A 17,813-nucleotide genomic window follows, 5' to 3' on the forward strand; every position below is an offset into this window, starting at 1 on the left:
AAAATGGCAGAAGACCACATTCCTCAAGGGGTGTCTCCTGCCATTTTTGTCTTTGGCAAACTTTTTGTCGTTGTTTTATAAAACTAAATAAGATAGAAATTTATGAGTATGTATTGGATTATATTTATTGGATTTGCGCTATTGAGTTGGCTGGTGTCATCCCGCCTTCAGGGCAAGTTTGAGAAGTATTCGAAAATCCCTATGCCGAATGGCATGACAGGAAAAGATGTCGCTGAGAAGATGTTGCATGACAATGGTATCTATGATGTAAAGGTGATTTCTACACCCGGACATCTGACGGACCATTACAATCCCGCTAACCAGACGGTGAACTTGAGTGAGTCGGTTTATTATAGCAATAGTATCGCCGCCGCTGCGGTTGCCGCCCATGAGTGCGGTCACGCCGTGCAGCATGCTACCGCTTACGCTCCGTTACGGATGCGTTCGGCTTTGGTTCCGGTTGTTAGTTTCGCCTCTAATATCATGACATGGGTGTTGCTGGGTGGTATGTTATTATTGCATACGTTTCCTCAGCTATTGTTATTCGGTATAATCTTGTTCGCTACGACTACGCTATTTAGCTTTATCACGCTTCCGGTCGAGATCAATGCCAGCCAACGTGCTTTAGCGTGGTTGAGCAATGCCGGTATAACAAATGCTTATACGCATGATAAGGCAGAGGACGCTTTACGTTCCGCCGCTTATACGTACGTGGTCGCAGCGTTAGGTTCGCTTGCTACATTATTATATTATATAATGATATTCTTGGGGGGAAGAAGCAGGGATTGATAAGTCTCGGAGGAGGCTTTCCTCGAATGCCCATTATAAAGATGTTAGAATGCCCATTGTAAGATGCTTATAACTGCGATTGTAAGCTCCTTACAGTGGGCATTGTTATTTTCTTATTTATTTCGAGCAAAAACATTACCTTTGCGGACAGAATAATCATTTAAAACATAAGATCATGCAAAAACCTTCCATACCCAAAGGTACCCGGGATTTTTCGCCGGAGGAAATGGCGAAACGTAATTATATATTCAACACGATCCGTGAAGTATTTCACTTGTATGGCTTCCAGCAAATAGAGACTCCTGCCATGGAAAACCTTTCTACATTGATGGGGAAATATGGTGAGGAAGGGGATAAGCTCCTTTTCAAGATATTGAATTCCGGAGATTGTTTCGCGGGCATCTCAGATGAGGAGTTAATGGAAAAGAACCCGTTGAGATTTGCTGCTAAGGCTTGTGAGAAAGGCTTGCGTTATGATTTGACCGTTCCGTTCGCTCGTTACGTGGTACAACATCGTAATGAGATCAGTTTTCCGTTCAAACGTTACCAGATCCAACCGGTTTGGCGTGCAGATCGTCCGCAAAAGGGACGTTACCGGGAGTTCTACCAATGTGATGGCGACGTTGTGGGGTCTGATTCCTTGATCAATGAGGTGGAGCTGATCCAGATTATGGACGAGGTGTTCCATCGCTTTGGCATTCGTGTGTGTATCAAGATGAACAATCGTAAGATCCTTTCCGGTATTGCCGAAATCATAGGCGAGGCGGATAAGATCGTAGACATTACGGTAGCTATCGACAAGCTGGATAAGATTGGCTTGGACAACGTGAATGAAGAGCTTCGTTCCAAGGGTTTACCCGAGGAGGCGATCGAGCGTTTGCAGCCGATCATTATGCTGCAGGGTTCAAATCAAGAAAAGATCGCTACCTTGAAAGAGGTATTATCTGCGTCTGAGACTGGTTTGAAAGGTGTAGCCGAATTGGATTTTATCTTGGAGCGCATCTCTCATACGCCAATCCGTGCGGAATTAGAGCTTGATCTGACATTGGCTCGTGGCTTAAACTATTATACAGGTGCGATTTTCGAGGTGAAAGCCTTGGACGTACAGATCGGTAGTATCACAGGTGGTGGTCGCTATGACAACCTGACAGGGGTATTTGGCATGGAAGGCGTATCTGGTGTCGGTTTCTCTTTCGGCGCTGATCGTATCTTTGATGTATTGAACCAATTGGATTTATATCCGGAAGGGTCTTTGAAGACTACACAGCTTCTATTCGTGAACTTCGGACAGAAAGAGGAGATTCATTTATTGCCGCTGATCGCTAAGGTTCGCAAGGCCGGTATTCGTACGGAGCTATATCCGGAGCCTGCTAAGATGAAAAAGCAAATGGGATATGCGGACGCTAAGAAAATCCCGTTCGTCGCGATAGTCGGAGAGAATGAGATGGCCGAGAATAAAATCAACTTAAAGAATATGCTCACGGGTGAGCAAACCCTTGTGACTATCGAGGAGTTGATAGAACGCTTTTAGAGAATAGTGGATTATGGAACACGGACTACACGGATGACACGGAACACACGGATAAATACTAATACCGTGTGTTCCGTGTCATCCGTGTAGTCCGTGTTCAAATGGTTCTAAACTTATAAATTAATGAAACGACCATGAAAATACCTGTTTTTATACTCTCAATATCTTTATACTTTTCTTCCTGCTCTTTCACCCCCCGTGCCGAGTGGGTAACGACAACCGAGAATACCCCTTGGGCTGAGCAACCCGATCTGATCTCCGCCCTTGCGGATACGATACCTAATATTGATATAACAATTCTAACAGAAAAGCATCAACAACAAATTGATGGTTTCGGAGCCTGTTTTAATGAATTAGGTTGGCTTTCCTTGAGTAAGCTGGAGCCAAGTGTACGTGAGGAAATCATGGAAGAGCTTTTCTTCCCCGGAGTCGGAGCCAACTTCACGATTTGCCGGATGCCTGTAGGAGCAAATGATTTCTCCCGTGATTGGTATTCGTATGACGAGGTAGATGGTGATTTCACGATGGAACATTTTACCATCGCCAATGACCAACAAACCTTGATCCCTTTTATCAAGAACGCCCAAAAGTATCAACCAGATTTACGCTTGTGGGCTTCTCCGTGGTGCCCTCCCGCTTGGATGAAATATAACAAACACTATGCCTCTGCCTATACGGGTGAGAATTATGACGAGAAGTATCGAAATGGTTTGCCGGCCGATAAGGTCGGCCATGAAGGTACGGATATGTTTATCCAAGACCCTCTTTACCTGAAAGCCTATGCCCTCTATTTCTCTAAATTTATCGAGGCCTATAAGAAACAAGGAATTCCAATCTTTGCCGTAATGCCCCAAAACGAGTTCAACTCTGCGCAAATATTCCCGAGTTGTTGTTGGACATCGGCTTCTTTGGCTAATTTTATCGGTAATTATCTCGGGCCGGCCATGCAGGTTCAAGGAGTGGAAATTATGTTCGGCACGATGGAACGTGCGAATGAGTCGCTTGTTGATACGGTATTGACAGATCCTGTTAGTGGTAAATATGTAAAAGGTGTCGGTTTCCAATGGGCGGGGAAGGGAGCTATCACCGGAATCCACAAACGTTATCCCGGGTTGAAGCTTTACCAAACCGAGCAAGAATGTGGAGATGGCAAGAACGATTGGAAGGGTGCCATGTATTCTTGGGGGTTGATGCGACATTTTCTGGATAATGGCGTTTCTGCCTATATGTATTGGAATATATCTTTGGAAAATGGAGGGATCAGTCGTTGGGGATGGGAGCAAAACTCATTGGTTGTCGTAGATCCGCAAACCAAGAGCTATCGATATACTCCGGAATACTACGTGATGAAACATGTCAGCCATTATGTCCAGCCCGGTGCGTATAAATTAGAAACGGAAGGAGCTTATACGAATCTGCTGGCATTCCGTAACCCGGATAACAGTATCGCCTTGATTATCGCCAATGAGACCAGTGATGATCATTCTCTTTCCATTCGCATCGGCGATCGAGTCTATACTCCGATCGTAAAAGCATATTCCATGAATACGCTGCTGGTCGATTGATTATCCTTTTGAGAGATGCAAAAAGACAAGTTGTCAGTTATCTCTTCGGATATTTGTCCATTTCGTCCGAAATATTGTCAGTCGAACCCGGGTGAATTCGTTTGGCACACTATTCGCATAGGCTTAGGCGTGAACATAAAGTTCATAACTAAAAAAGTAATATTATTAACATTTAAAATACCAAGAAAATGAACATTAGACCATTAGCAGACCGCGTGCTGATTAAGCCGGCCGCTGCGGAAGAGAAAACATTAGGTGGAATTATTATTCCTGACTCAGCAAAGGAAAAACCTTTAAAGGGTGAGATTGTAGCCGTAGGTAACGGAACGAAAGACGAGGAGATGGTTGTAAAGGTTGGTGATAACGTATTGTATGGTAAGTATGCGGGTACGGAAATCGAACTAGACGGTGAGAAATACTTGATCATGCGCCAAGCAGACGTTTTAGCTATTATCTAATTCATTTTTATAAACAACAATATTAAAAAAGAAATACAATCATGGCAAAAGAGATTAAATACGATATGGATGCCCGCGACCTTTTGAAGAAAGGTGTGGATGAGTTGGCTAATGCCGTTAAGGTAACATTAGGCCCGAAAGGTCGTAACGTAATTATCGAGAAGAAATTCGGAGCTCCTCACATCACGAAAGATGGTGTAACGGTTGCTAAAGAAGTGGAATTGACTTGCCCGTTCGAGAACATGGGTGCTCAATTGGTTAAGGAAGTGGCTTCCAAGACAAACGATAACGCCGGTGACGGTACGACTACAGCTACGGTTTTGGCTCAGTCTATCATTGGTGTCGGTTTAAAGAACGTTACTGCCGGAGCGAACCCGATGGATTTGAAACGTGGTATCGACAAGGCTGTCGCTAAGGTTGTAGAGAGCATCGCTAACCAAGCTGAGGCTGTAGGTGATAAGTTCGAGAAGATCGAGCATGTAGCGAAGATCTCCGCAAATGGTGACGAGGCTATCGGTAAGTTGATCGCGGAGGCTATGCAACGTGTGAAGACTGAAGGTGTTATCACGGTTGAGGAAGCTAAAGGTACTGAAACTACAGTTGACGTAGTTGAGGGTATGCAGTTCGACCGCGGTTATATCTCTCCGTACTTCGTAACGGATACAGAGAAGATGGAGTGCCAGATGGAGAATCCGTATATCTTGATTTATGACAAGAAGATCTCCGTATTAAAAGACCTTCTTCCTATCCTTGAGCCGACCGTACAGAGCGGACGTCCTCTTTTGATCATCGCTGAGGATATCGACAGCGAGGCTTTGGCTACATTGGTAGTGAATCGTCTGCGTGGTTCCTTGAAGATCTGCGCTGTTAAGGCTCCGGGCTTCGGCGACCGTCGTAAGGCTATGTTGGAAGATATCGCTGTATTGACAGGCGGTACGGTTATCTCTGAGGAGAAAGGTTTGAAATTGGAAGGTGCTACAATGGATATGCTAGGTACCGCTGAGAAGATCACGGTAGACAAAGATACCACTACCATTGTAAATGGTGCTGGTGACAAGGAGGCTATCCAAGCTCGTATCGGCCAGATCAAGATCCAGATGGAGAATACGACATCTGATTATGATAAAGAGAAATTGCAAGAGCGTTTGGCTAAGATGGCCGGCGGTGTAGCTGTTCTTTACGTAGGTGCTCCTTCTGAGGTTGAGATGAAAGAGAAGAAAGACCGTGTGGATGACGCATTACACGCAACTCGTGCCGCTATCGAAGAAGGTACGGTGCCCGGTGGTGGTGTTGCCTATATCCGTGCTATCGATGCATTGGAAGGTATGAAGGGCGACAACGAGGACGAGACTACAGGTATCGAGATCGTTAAGCGCGCTATCGAGGAGCCGCTTCGCCAGATCGTAGCTAACGCTGGTAAGGAAGGTGCCGTTATCGTTCAGAAAGTGAAGGAAGGCAAGGGCGACTTCGGTTACAACGCTCGTAAGGACTGTTTCGAGAATTTGTGCGAGGCTGGTGTAATCGACCCGGCTAAGGTAACTCGCGTAGCATTGGAGAACGCTGCTTCTATCGCTGGTATGTTCTTGACTACAGAGTGTGTGATCGCAGAGAAGAAAGAAGAGACTCCGGCTATGCCTCCGATGAACCCGGGTATGGGTGGCGGAATGGGCGGTATGATGTAATCGACTCCCGTGATTAATGATATGGGCGGCCGTTCCGGAAGGGACGGTCGCTTTTTTTATTTTCATTTGCTTGCTAATTGGAAAAAACGATTACCTTTGTATGCGCAATACCGATAGGTTGCGCTTCAGAATGATTAAAAAAAGCCCAGGTGGCGGAATTGGTAGACGCGCTCGTTTCAGGTGCGAGTGGTTTTGCGATCGTGCAGGTTCGAGTCCTGTTCTGGGCACTTCCCAAAATAGAAAAAATGCAATCCTATACAGAAGACGAAATTGTAGTACAGCTCCGGGACCCGGCCCGACAACGTGAGGCCTTCGCCAAGGTCGTAAGCTTGTATGGCGAGAAGTTGTATTGGCATATACGAAAGATGGTACTGGATCATGAGGATGCGAACGACTTACTCCAAAATACATTTTTGAAAGCTTGGACGAACATCGAGCTTTTTCGTGGTGAGGCCAAATTATCTACATGGCTTTATAAGATCGCGATCAACGAGTGCATTACTTTCCTGAATAAACAGCGAAATATGAATAACGTATCTATCGACGATGCGGATACCTTTTTGCTGGATCGTTTGAAAGGTGATGAATACTTCGATGGTGACGAGATACAGGTAAGATTGCAAAACGCTATTCTTACCTTGCCGGAGAAACAACGCTTGGTTTTCAATATGAAGTATAACGAGGAGATGAAGTACGAGGAGATGTCCGAGATACTAGGTACCTCTGTCGGGGCTTTGAAGGCCTCGTATCATCATGCGGTGAAAAAAATCGAGGAGTTTTTAACAAAAGAGGTTTAAACCTTTTGCCCGAATCGCTGTCAAAGCAATATAAAAAGAGAAAAAGTATGAAAAAAGAAGAAAACAACCTAGATCGCTTGAAAGGAACTAATCCTTTCACTGTACCGGAAGGGTATATGGAAGGGCTTACGGAGCGGATCATGAGTCAGCTCCCCGAGAAGCCGGAGGAGAGGGCGAAACGGATTTCCTTGATGGATCGTGTTCGTCCGTGGTTGTACATGGCTGCGGTATTCGCTGGTCTTGGTTTGTTTTTCAAGGCTATCGTGGGAATAAACGGTTCCGATGGTAGTACTGCGTCTGATTCTTTACTGGTCCGGACGGAAGTCCCGACAACGGCTTTAGACGCTATTGAAGCGGAAGAAGATGAGGAGTATTTGGAGTATTTGGAAGCTCAATACGCTAATTATCTTTTAGAAGAGGAACTTTCCTATTCTGAATAAAGTTTAAAATAGTAATTTTATCGAAGATTTTTGTAATAATACTTGTATGAATAAAATATTTTTCATTACATTTGTAGCGATTTCGGTTCTACTCTCTTTCAATGCTACGGCACAAGAGAAGAAAGAGCAAAGACATTTTGATAGAGAAGCATTCGAAGCAAGGCGGAATGCTTTTATTACGGCTGAAGTTGGCCTTACACCTGAGGAAGCTGCACAATTTATTCCTTTATGCAATGAGTTGCGACAGAAAAAATTTGAGGTAGGTCGTGAATGTCGTAAGTTATCAAAAGAAATTCGACATAAGGAGAATCCGACAGATGCTGATTATAACAAAGTGATAGACGAATGTCTGGATGTTGAGATAAAAGAGGCACAGTTGGAAAAAGAGTATTTTGAGAGATTCAAGAAGATACTTTCTCCCGAAAAGGTCTATAAATACCGAAATGCGGAATATAAGTTTGTCCGGAATTTTATGAAGAGTGGTCGGGACAACAAGAAGGAAGAGAAACAGAAAAAGTAAAATATTATCATTATTTGTGTTTTTTGTTTAGATTTAGTTTTGGCGTTTAAGTTAAGGGAGGGGTGGCGACGTGATGTCGGTTCCCCTTTTGTTTTGCCCTTATCCTTGCTTTATAAGCCTTTGGCCTTGGCCTCATTCCACAGTTGATCCATTTCCTCCAATGTCATATCTTTCAAGGAACGACCTTCTTGGATCGTATGTTCCTCCAGATAATTAAAACGGCGGATAAACTTCTGGTTCGTGCGTTCCAATGCGTTGTCCGGGTTTATTTTGTATAGGCGGGCAGCGTTGATCAAGCTAAAGAAGAGATCTCCGAACTCAGCTTCCATCTTATCTGCGTCCATCCTGTCTATCTCGGTTTTCAACTCATTAAATTCCTCCTGTACCTTATCCCATACTTGATCCCGTTGTTCCCAGTCGAAACCTACGTTACGGGCCTTATCTTGGATACGATGCGCTTTTACTACGGATGGGAGGGAAGCGGGAACACCTTCCAGCACGGTTTTGTTACCCCCCCTTTCTTTCAATTTAAGCTGCTCCCAGCTTTGCTCTACCTTTTGGGCGGTATCGGCGGAGGTATCTCCGAATACGTGTGGATGGCGGTAAATCAGTTTCTGGCAAAGGCTGTCGCAGACATCCTTGATATCGAAAGCTTCTTTTTCCTCGCCGATCTTGGAGTAAAAGACGATGTGCAATAACAGGTCTCCTAATTCCTTTTTTATGTTTGTGTTATCCTCACGCATCAGGGCCTCGCATAATTCATAGGTTTCCTCGATCGTATTCGTGCGGAGGCTCTCGTTTGTCTGTTTACGATCCCATGGGCATTTTACTCGTAATTCATCCAGAATGTCGAGTAATTGCCCGAAGGCTTCCATCTTCTCTTCTCTAGTTGCCATATTATTTACTTATTCGATAATGATTGTAAAAGAAAGAGGGCCGGGTTCTACCCTGCCCTCTGTATGTGTTTTATTGTTGTTCTTTCTTGAATTCTTTCAATCCGTTTTGAAGGAACTGGATGTATTTGGAAACATCCTCATTGAATGCGTATGAAGGTCCGAGCGGCTGTCCCTCGTCATTCAATAAGATGTAGAATGGCTGGGCGTTAGAACCGAACTTGCTTCGTTGCAAATAACTCCATTTATCACCGATCGTCTTCAGCTTACGAGTCTTTCCGTTCTCTTGGATCTCGATGGGTTGCGGGAGTTTCGTCTTATCGTCTACCATGAGAGTGATTAGCACGTAATCATTTTCTAGCATTTGCTTCACCTTAGGATCCGTCCAAACGGAAGCCTCCATCTTACGGCAGTTTACGCAACCGAAACCGGAGAAGTCGATCATGACGGGTTTATTTACCTTCTTGGCATAAGCCATACCGGATTCATAATCGTCGAATGCGGCGTGTACCTCGTTTTTGTATAGATTGAAATCTTGTGTATACAACGGAGGAGCGAATGCGCTGATCGCCTTTAACGGAGCGCCCCAAAGTCCCGGAACCATGTAAATGGCGAAAGCGAAAGAGATAATCGCCATAAACAGACGAGGAACAGATACATATTTTACTTCGCTATCATGGCTAAACTTGATCTTTCCTAATAAATAAACACCCAATAAGCTGAAGATCACGATCCAAAGCACGATAAAAGCCTCACGGTCTAGTAAACGCCAACCATACGCTAAGTCCGCTACGGAAAGGAACTTCAAAGCCAATGCCAACTCCAAGAAGCCCAATACGACCTTCACTGAATTCAACCATCCGCCGGATTTCGGCATACTTTGCAGCATATTCGGGAAGATGGCGAAGACACTGAACGGGATGGATAACGCCAAGGCGAAACCAAACATACCGATAGCCGGTCCTACCGCCGTACCCATAGAAGCTGCCTGTACCAACAAGGTTCCGATAATCGGACCCGTACAAGAGAAAGATACCAATACCAACGTAAACGACATAAAGAAAATACTCAATATACCGGTCGTTGAATCGGCCTTGCTATCCAATTTACTGGTCCATGACGCAGGTAATACCAGCTCGAAGGCTCCGAAGAAGGAGACTGCGAATACTACCAGCAACAAGAAGAACAGGATATTAAAGATCGCGTTCGTTGATAAATCATTCAATGCGCTCGCTCCGAAGATACCGGTAATTAACAAGCCCATAACCAAATAGATTACGATAATAGATAATCCATAGGTGATAGCGTCGCGAATCGCTTTCTTACGATCTTTCGTACGTTTCAGGAAGAAGCTAACCGTCATAGGGATCATCGGCCAAACGCAAGGAGTCAATAAGGCGATCAAACCACCTAAGAAACCTGCGAAGAAGATGAATAACCAAGAGGTATCTGCCGCCGATACCGTAGAATCACCGAACGCTTTCAATTGGTCGATCACCGGAGACCAAAGATTCGGGCTATCGGTTAAGCTGTCGGACGCTTTGGGAGATGTCATAGCCGGTGTCTCTTTAGCGGCAGGGTCCGGAGTGTTCAACTCGCTAGCATCTTCCGCTACGACTTGCGTATCCGGCTGTATGGCCGTGGCGTCCTCTTTATCCACCTCTGTAGTCGAGCTGTTAGCTGCCAGAGCTGGATCTAGATGGATACTTTTCTTATCGAAAGAGAAAGGTATTTGATCTGGGGGAAGGCAAGTCTCGTCATTACAAGCCATAAATTCCACCTCGCCCTCTACCTTGAATTTAGCGGGATCGGTAATTTTTAGTTTTTGGATGAACGATACCGTACCCGGATACCAACGAAGGTTCATGGCGAATTGCTCGTCGTAAACCGTGGTCGGCTTTACAGAAGGAACCGGTTGGCCAATCAGTTCAGCTCCATTCAATGTCTCGAATGTGAAAGATGTAGATACAGGACCTCCTTCCGGCAGGTTCATGTCATACAGGTGCCAACCTTTGTCCGCCGTGGCGGTAAAGACGATCTCTTTCTCGGGTGCGCCACCCTTGTCGTCTAGTTTAATTTTCCATTTGACAGGCGTAAGTATTTGTGCCTGCGCTACCAGCGCTAATAGCGCTAGCATGATCGAACTGATGAGTTTCTTCATTTTTATTATTTATTGCTAAAGTTACTTTGCTGTTGATGAAAAGATCTCCGGAATCCGGGTCTCAAAACGCATTTCCTCTCCCGTTACCGGGTGGATAAAACAGAGTTTACGGGCATGAAGCATCAAACGTCCCGCAGGATTCGTCTCCGCTCCATATTTGGTGTCGCCGGCTACCGGGTGACCGATAGATTGCATCTGGGCGCGGATTTGGTTCTTACGTCCCGTTTCCAGTTCCAGTTCCAGAAGCGAATAGCTATTGTTCGTTTGTAACAGTCGGTAGCGTGTGATCGCTTCCTTCCCGTCACCATCTTGTGTCACGTACACTTGCATATGCTTGTTCTCCACGAGGTTGGATACGATCAAATCCGTGTCTTTCTCCGGCCGTCCCTCTATCACGGCCACGTAGGTCCGTTGCGTGATAGCCTCGCTCCAGTTGGACTGTAGTTGCTCTTTTACCTTCTGGTTCTTGGCGAACATCATGATACCCGATGTGTCTCGGTCCAGACGGTGCAAGACGAATATCTTGTTGCGAGGGTCGCATTCTTTCAAGTAATCGCTCAGGATACGGTAGGCCGTACGCTCTTTGATACGATCGGTAGATACGGATAGCAAACCTTCCCGCTTGTTGATCACGATGAGGTCATCATCTTCCCAAACAATTCTAAGTAACGGATTGTTGAATTCCACCTTCCCTCTTCCATAGTTGATCCCGACCGTATCGTTAGGGTTCAGCGGGGCATCGAACTGCCGGGTGACTTTCCCGTTTACCGAGATCTGTCCCCTGCTCAATAATCCTTTCACGGATGAACGGCTTTGTTCTTTTAATAACTCGAACAGGAAAGGTAGCAAAGTGTTACTTTCACCCACCGTTACCTGTCGTTCTTTAGAGGGTTTACGTCGATTATCCCCTCCTTTATACTCAGATCGCTTTCTCATATCTATTTTTTATAGTACGCGAAGATACAGGCATTTACGCGAAACTGCAATAGCGTGGAATAGAAAAACCGTTATAAATAGTTTGCTTGTTATAGGAATAAACCTTCAAATCCCCGGATGTAAAAGTAATTGCCATTCACTCTATTTTCAAAATAGCGGCGTGGTCTTTATAAATCACGTCGTGATCTGTATAAACCACGACTTGGTCTGTACAAACCATGTCGTGGTTTATAGAATAGTGGCGTATCCGAGAGAGAATGCCTATTGTCTCGGCCGACTATATTTCCCGATGCTCAGCGTTTTTTGTCTATATTTTTTGTACTTTCGCGGATCGAGAAATGTGTAAAGACTAATTAGTTATAAAAATATGGAAATCGCTAGTAAGTACAATCCCGCTGAAGTAGAGGGGAAGTGGTATCAGTATTGGTTGGATAACGGCTTCTTTAAGTCAAAGCCAGACGGCCGTGAGCCGTATACGATTGTAATCCCGCCCCCTAACGTCACCGGCGTATTGCACATGGGACATATGCTTAACAATACGATCCAAGATATCTTGGTTCGCCGTGCCCGTATGATGGGTAAGAACGCTTGTTGGGTACCGGGTACGGACCATGCCTCGATCGCTACGGAGGCGAAGGTAGTGAATCGTTTGGCCGGGCAAGGAATCAAGAAAACCGATCTGACGCGCGACGAGTTCTTGCGGCACGCTTGGGAATGGAAAGAGGAGCATGGCGGTATCATCTTGAAGCAGCTTCGTAAATTGGGGGCTTCCTGCGATTGGGATCGTACGGCGTTCACGATGGACGAGAAACGTTCGGAAAGCGTCATCAAGGTTTTTGTCGATCTATATAAGAAGGGCTTGATCTACCGGGGCGTGCGTATGGTGAATTGGGACCCTAAGGCGCTGACGGCCCTGTCCGATGAGGAGGTTATCTATAAGGAAGAGCATAGCAAGTTGTACTATCTTCGCTATAAGATCGTAGGCGAGGAGGGATATGCCATAGTTGCTACTACCCGTCCGGAGACGATTATGGGAGATACAGCGATGTGTATCAACCCGAACGACCCGAAGAACCAACATCTGAGAGGAAAGAAAGTGATCGTTCCGCTGGTAGGCCGTGAGATTCCGGTGATCGAGGATGATTACGTGGATATAGAGTTCGGTACGGGCTGTTTGAAAGTGACCCCCGCGCACGATGTAAACGACTATATGCTGGGCGAGAAATATAATTTGCCTTCTATTGATATATTCAACGATAACGGTACGCTTAGCGAGGCCGCCGGCCTGTACGTGGGCATGGATCGTTTCGATGTCCGCAAGCAGATCGAGGAAGACTTGCGTAACGCCGGTCTTTTGGAGAAGGTAGAGGCTTACGAGAACAAGGTGGGTTTCTCGGAGCGTACGAACGTGCCTATCGAACCGAAATTGTCTATGCAATGGTTCTTGAAGATGGAACATCTAGCCCAGATCGCCTTGGAGCCGGTCATGAAGGACGATATCAAGTTCTATCCGCCGAAGTTCAAGAACACCTACCGCCATTGGATGGAGAATATCAAGGACTGGTGTATCAGCCGTCAGCTTTGGTGGGGACACCGTATCCCGGCTTACTTCTTGCCGGAAGGTGGTTACGTGGTAGCCGAGACGGAAGAGAAAGCTTTGGAACTGGCGAAAGAGAAATGTGGTAACCCGAATCTGACCATGTCTGATTTGCGTCAGGACGAGGACGTATTGGATACTTGGTTCTCCTCTTGGTTGTGGCCGATCTCCCTGTTCGACGGTATCAATAACCCGGATAACGAGGAAATCAATTATTACTATCCGACCAGTGATTTGGTAACCGGACCGGATATCATCTTCTTCTGGGTAGCCCGTATGATTATGGCCGGCTATGAGTACAGAGGGAAAATGCCGTTCAAGAGCGTCTACTTTACGGGTATCGTTCGCGATAAGCTGGGACGTAAGATGTCCAAATCTTTAGGAAACTCTCCCGATCCGTTGCAATTGATCGAGCAATACGGTGCGGACGGCGTGCGTATGGGCTTGATGCTTGCGGCTCCTGCCGGAAATGATATTCCTTTCGATGATGCTTTGTGTGAGCAAGGACGTAACTTCAATAATAAGATATGGAATGCTTTCCGCTTGGTGAAGGGCTGGACGGTAGACGATACGATCGCTCAGCCGGAGGCTTCCGCTATCGCCGTGAAATGGTTCAAGACGCAGTTGGATAAGACGATTGCCGAGGTAGACGACTCTTTCAGTAAATATCGTCTGAGCGAAGCGATGATGGCTGTCTATAAATTGTTCTGGGATGAGTTCTCCTCATGGTATCTGGAGATGGTAAAACCGGGGTATCAGCAGCCGATCGACAAGGCTACTTATGAGGCTACGTTAGGTTTCTTCGATGCCTTGCTTCGTTTGCTTCATCCTTTCATGCCGTTTATTACCGAGGAATTATGGCAAGCCCTTGAGCCTCGCAAGGAAGGTGAGAGCTTGATGGTTGCCCAAATGCCGGAAGTAGCTGTTGCGGATAGCGCTTATTTGGATGCTTTCGAGATCGTGAAAGAGATCGTTGGTGGTGTCCGTACCATTCGTTTGCAAAAGAATATACCGAATAAGGATGCGCTGGAATTGCAGATCGTGGGTGAGCACAATGAGGCGTTCAACGCCGTAATCGCTAAGATGTGCAATCTCTCTTCCATCTCCAAGGTAGAGGAGAAAGCGGCCGGTGCTGTATCGTTCTTGGTCCGTACGACTGAATATGCCGTACCTTTAGGCAATCTGATCAATGTGGAGGAAGAGTTGGCTAAGCTTCAAGAAGAATTGAAATACCAAAAAGGTTTCTTGGCTTCTGTCATGAAGAAATTAGGCAATGAGAACTTCGTGAGCAAAGCCCCGGCGAAAGTAATCGAGATGGAGAAGAAAAAGCAAGCCGATGCCGAATCGAAGATTAAGTCTATCGAGGAAAGTATCGCTGCCTTGACAAAATAAATAGAACGGCCGTTTCTTTGAAATAAGAGCCTATATCAATCTTTTTTTGGTTGATATAGGCTTTTTGTTGTATAAGTTGAAAATGTGATATTAAACTTGTTTATGTTGATGTCTTGGCATTTAAATTTTTATTAACTTGCCGGGCATTGAATAATGGATAGTCGTGCTAACTTTTCAAGGTATATATGAAGAGATTGTTTTTTATTGGTTGTTGGACGTTGATTCTAACTTTGCTTATTCCGGATAGGGCGAAAGGTGACACGTTTGTCGATAGCTTACGAAGAGAAATCAAGGTTTTGCCGGATAGTAGTAAACTAATACGCTTGAACGAATTACTTTATGCCAATACGCATAACAAAGTATATAAAGTATATGCGGATTTGCTACTAGAAGAGGCACAGAGGCAACGTAACGATTATTACAAAGGAAATGCCTTACTATTCTTGATGCGTTATTACTATATGCAAGATCCGGATAGCTTGCGAATATATTTGAAAATAGCGGAACCCCTTTTCATCGCGACAAACCGGATCGAGGAATTATGTAGGGCGAAAGGATGGAATATCTATTCTTTAGCGAATGAGGGGATGCAGGGATTGGTAATCCGGGAGGTGGATAGCTTGAGGAATCTTGCGACCTATTTTAATTATCCGGATGGGGTGGATATGGCAAACCAAGCTTTAGCGAATTTCTATTTTAATATAGGATTGGATGAGGAGGGTATTCAATTAAGCCGGGAGATCTTATCTCGCATGGAAGAACGTAATGCCTCTAGGATGCGTTGGTATTACGTGTTACGGCTGTTGCTTACGAAGGATTTGCGATTGGAGTATTTGAATAAATTGGATTCTTGCATACAAGAGTGCGAGAAAGAGGACATTACTCAATTGGATGCGGAACATACTGTCGCTTTTTTAAAAGATCGCTATCATTATTACTCGGCCCAGTATTACGTGGCGGAAAAAGAGCCTTCCTTGGTTTATCAGCACTTGAGGATGATGGAGGATATCGAAAAGAAGAATAATATGAATGCCGAGCAAATCCTGCCTCAATTCCTTTGGATGAATTATTACGCTTTAGCGGGGAAATATGAGAAGGCCATTGATTTGGCGAACAAATTGGAACTAATGCTCTTGGATAAGAAACGCTTTAGTGATTGGGTCTCAGTGGAGGATTTTAAGGCGGATCTCTATTATAAGCTTGGAAGAGGGATGGAAGCGGCTAGGGCTTACAGAGATTCTAAAGAAGTGCACGACTCGATTATGCGGGTAAAATATTACGAGGATTTAGCGAAGTTGAAAACCCAACGAGAGGTGGAAAAACTAGAGATACAAAGTAAGAAACTGGAGCTAGAGGCGGAAAAGTCGCGTGTCCGTATCTTGATGCTTCGAGGAGGATTTGTCTTGGTGTTGTTACTATGTGCGGGCTTGGGTATAGTCGCCTATGCCCGTCATCGTGCGGGGATACGATTAAAGATCGCAAAAGAGAAAGCGGAGGAGGCGGATCACCTGAAATCTGCGTTCTTGGCAAACATGAATCATGAGATCAGGACGCCATTGAACGCCATCGTCGGATTCTCGCAGGTGATCGCCGATGAGGAAGATGCGGAAACTCGTCATGAACTCTCCAATATTATACAAAGTAATAATGAATTGTTGCAACGCTTGATAGAAGACGTATTGGATATATCGAAAATCGAGTCGAATACGTTGACTTTCGTTTTGGCGAATCATGAAATGAAGGCTTTAATGAAAGATATCTATAGTATCATTTTATTACGTATGCCCGAAAATGTAGAACTTCGATTGGATGATTGCCAACCTTTTACGCTTTATACCGATCGGAGTAGATTAACGCAAGTCCTCACTAATTTATTGACGAATGCTATCAAGCACACGAAAAAAGGTTATATTTGCTTCGGGTATGACGTGACGGAGCAGGAAATCCGCTTTTATGTGACGGATACAGGCGAGGGAATCCCGGACGACCAATTGGAACGGGTTTTCGATCGTTTTGTCAAGTTGACGCAATGGACCAATGGAGTCGGCTTGGGATTGGCTATCTCCAAGGCTTTGGTCACAAAGCTCGGCGGTCGTATAGAAGTGACTTCCCAGCAAGGGGTAGGCTCTACCTTTAGCGTTATTTTCCCAAGATAAACAGTATACATTATATATAATATTGTAATAGACCATGAAACACTCAAGACGTACATTTTTTAAACAAGGATTGGCGGGTGCCCTTTTATTAGGTACCTCCACGATCGCCCGGGCCGCTTTGCCGGACCCTGTAAAGCCAAAAGCCCCGAAGGCCGTAAATCCATTCCATCTGGGAATGGCGGGATATACTTTCGTTAATTTTGATTTAGATACGACGTTGAAGACGTTGGAACGATTAGATATCCATTATCTTTGCATCAAGGATTTCCATTTGCCGTTGAATAGTACGGATGAGCAGATTCGGGCTTTTCATGATAAATGCGCTGCCCATAAAGTGACGGGATATGCCGTAGGTCCTATTTATATGAAGAGCGAGGAAGAGATAGACCGTGCGTTTGATTATGCGAAGCGGGTAGGAGTGAAGTTGATCGTCGGTGTCCCGAATTACGAGCTTTTACCCTATGTGGATAAAAAAGTGAAGGAGTATGATTTCCATTACGCCATCCACTTGCACGGTCCTGATATTAAGACGTATCCCGACGCTACGGACGTTTGGGAGCATACGAAGGATTTAGACCCCCGTATCGGTATGTGTCTGGATGTCGGACATGACTTGCGAAACGGCTGTGATCCTGTGGCCGACTTGAAGAAATACCATACCCGGGTGTTTGATATGCATATCAAGGACGTGACGGATTCTTCGAAGGCGGGAGTCGGGATCGAGATCGGTCGTGGAAAGATCGACTTCCCTGCGCTGATCCGTATGATGCGGGAAGTTAATTACACGGGAATGTGTAGCTTGGAATACGAGAAAGACATGAAAGACCCATTCTTGGGGATCGCGGAGTCTATCGGCTATTTCAAGGCTGTGAGTGATTTGACATAATGTGGGGGCG

The 17,813-nt window shown here is 45.3% G+C and carries 14 protein-coding genes and 1 tRNA gene; 12 read left to right on the plus strand and 3 right to left on the minus strand.

The genetic code is table 11. The features are described from left to right. Nucleotides 1-102: 102 nt before the first annotated feature. From BHV83_RS06895 to BHV83_RS06935, 9 genes are all read left to right on the plus strand, one after another. Nucleotides 103-789 (plus strand): zinc metallopeptidase, encoded by a 687-nt coding sequence (locus tag BHV83_RS06895; RefSeq protein WP_005868492.1) that lies wholly within the window; start codon nucleotides 103-105, stop codon nucleotides 787-789. A gap of 175 nt (nucleotides 790-964) precedes the next feature. Beyond that, on the plus strand, nucleotides 965-2,320 hold the full coding sequence (gene hisS / locus BHV83_RS06900) for a histidine--tRNA ligase (protein ID WP_005868495.1): 1,356 nt from the start codon (nucleotides 965-967) through the stop codon (nucleotides 2,318-2,320). A gap of 134 nt (nucleotides 2,321-2,454) precedes the next feature. Continuing rightward, nucleotides 2,455-3,885, plus strand: a complete 1,431-nt coding sequence (locus tag BHV83_RS06905; RefSeq protein WP_005868497.1) for a glycoside hydrolase family 30 protein — start codon at nucleotides 2,455-2,457, stop codon at nucleotides 3,883-3,885. A 188-nt stretch (nucleotides 3,886-4,073) separates the two neighbouring features. Beyond that, the gene (locus tag BHV83_RS06910; RefSeq protein ID WP_005858788.1) at nucleotides 4,074-4,343 is read left to right on the plus strand and encodes a co-chaperone GroES; all 270 of its coding nucleotides are present in this window, start codon (nucleotides 4,074-4,076) and stop codon (nucleotides 4,341-4,343) included. Between the two features lie 41 nt (nucleotides 4,344-4,384). Further along, nucleotides 4,385-6,025, plus strand: coding sequence for a chaperonin GroEL (gene groL / locus BHV83_RS06915; RefSeq protein ID WP_005858786.1), 1,641 nt, complete (start codon nucleotides 4,385-4,387; stop codon nucleotides 6,023-6,025). Nucleotides 6,026-6,168: 143 nt separating this feature from the next. Then, nucleotides 6,169-6,252, plus strand: a tRNA-Leu gene (locus BHV83_RS06920). An 18-nt stretch (nucleotides 6,253-6,270) separates the two neighbouring features. Next, the gene (locus BHV83_RS06925; RefSeq protein WP_008777938.1) at nucleotides 6,271-6,822 is read left to right on the plus strand and encodes an RNA polymerase sigma factor; all 552 of its coding nucleotides are present in this window, start codon (nucleotides 6,271-6,273) and stop codon (nucleotides 6,820-6,822) included. A 47-nt stretch (nucleotides 6,823-6,869) separates the two neighbouring features. Further along, complete coding sequence (locus BHV83_RS06930; RefSeq protein ID WP_286757059.1) at nucleotides 6,870-7,262, plus strand: hypothetical protein; 393 nt, start codon at nucleotides 6,870-6,872, stop codon at nucleotides 7,260-7,262. 46 nt (nucleotides 7,263-7,308) lie between these two features. Then, entirely contained in the window at nucleotides 7,309-7,782 is a 474-nt protein-coding gene (locus BHV83_RS06935; protein ID WP_005858783.1) for a hypothetical protein, read from the plus strand. A gap of 110 nt (nucleotides 7,783-7,892) precedes the next feature. Here BHV83_RS06935 and mazG read toward each other — a convergent pair whose 3' ends face one another. The 3 genes from mazG to BHV83_RS06950 form a co-directional block, all read right to left on the minus strand. Further along, entirely contained in the window at nucleotides 7,893-8,678 is a 786-nt protein-coding gene (mazG, locus tag BHV83_RS06940) for a nucleoside triphosphate pyrophosphohydrolase (protein WP_122143983.1), read from the minus strand. Between the two features lie 70 nt (nucleotides 8,679-8,748). Beyond that, on the minus strand, nucleotides 8,749-10,836 hold the full coding sequence (locus BHV83_RS06945; protein ID WP_122143982.1) for a protein-disulfide reductase DsbD family protein: 2,088 nt from the start codon (nucleotides 10,834-10,836) through the stop codon (nucleotides 8,749-8,751). Nucleotides 10,837-10,857: 21 nt separating this feature from the next. Further along, nucleotides 10,858-11,772, minus strand: coding sequence for an RluA family pseudouridine synthase (locus tag BHV83_RS06950; protein ID WP_122143981.1), 915 nt, complete (start codon nucleotides 11,770-11,772; stop codon nucleotides 10,858-10,860). A gap of 367 nt (nucleotides 11,773-12,139) precedes the next feature. Here BHV83_RS06950 and BHV83_RS06955 point away from each other — a divergent pair, with 367 nt between their 5' ends. From BHV83_RS06955 to BHV83_RS06965, 3 genes are all read left to right on the plus strand, one after another. Further along, on the plus strand, nucleotides 12,140-14,761 hold the full coding sequence (locus BHV83_RS06955) for a valine--tRNA ligase (protein WP_286757064.1): 2,622 nt from the start codon (nucleotides 12,140-12,142) through the stop codon (nucleotides 14,759-14,761). A gap of 185 nt (nucleotides 14,762-14,946) precedes the next feature. Next, entirely contained in the window at nucleotides 14,947-16,917 is a 1,971-nt protein-coding gene (locus BHV83_RS06960; RefSeq protein ID WP_005858773.1) for a sensor histidine kinase, read from the plus strand. Between the two features lie 34 nt (nucleotides 16,918-16,951). After that, nucleotides 16,952-17,803 (plus strand): sugar phosphate isomerase/epimerase family protein, encoded by an 852-nt coding sequence (locus tag BHV83_RS06965; protein ID WP_005858771.1) that lies wholly within the window; start codon nucleotides 16,952-16,954, stop codon nucleotides 17,801-17,803. Nucleotides 17,804-17,813 lie beyond the last annotated feature (10 nt).

The sequence above is a fragment of the Parabacteroides sp. merdae-related_45_40 genome, from assembly GCF_001915675.1.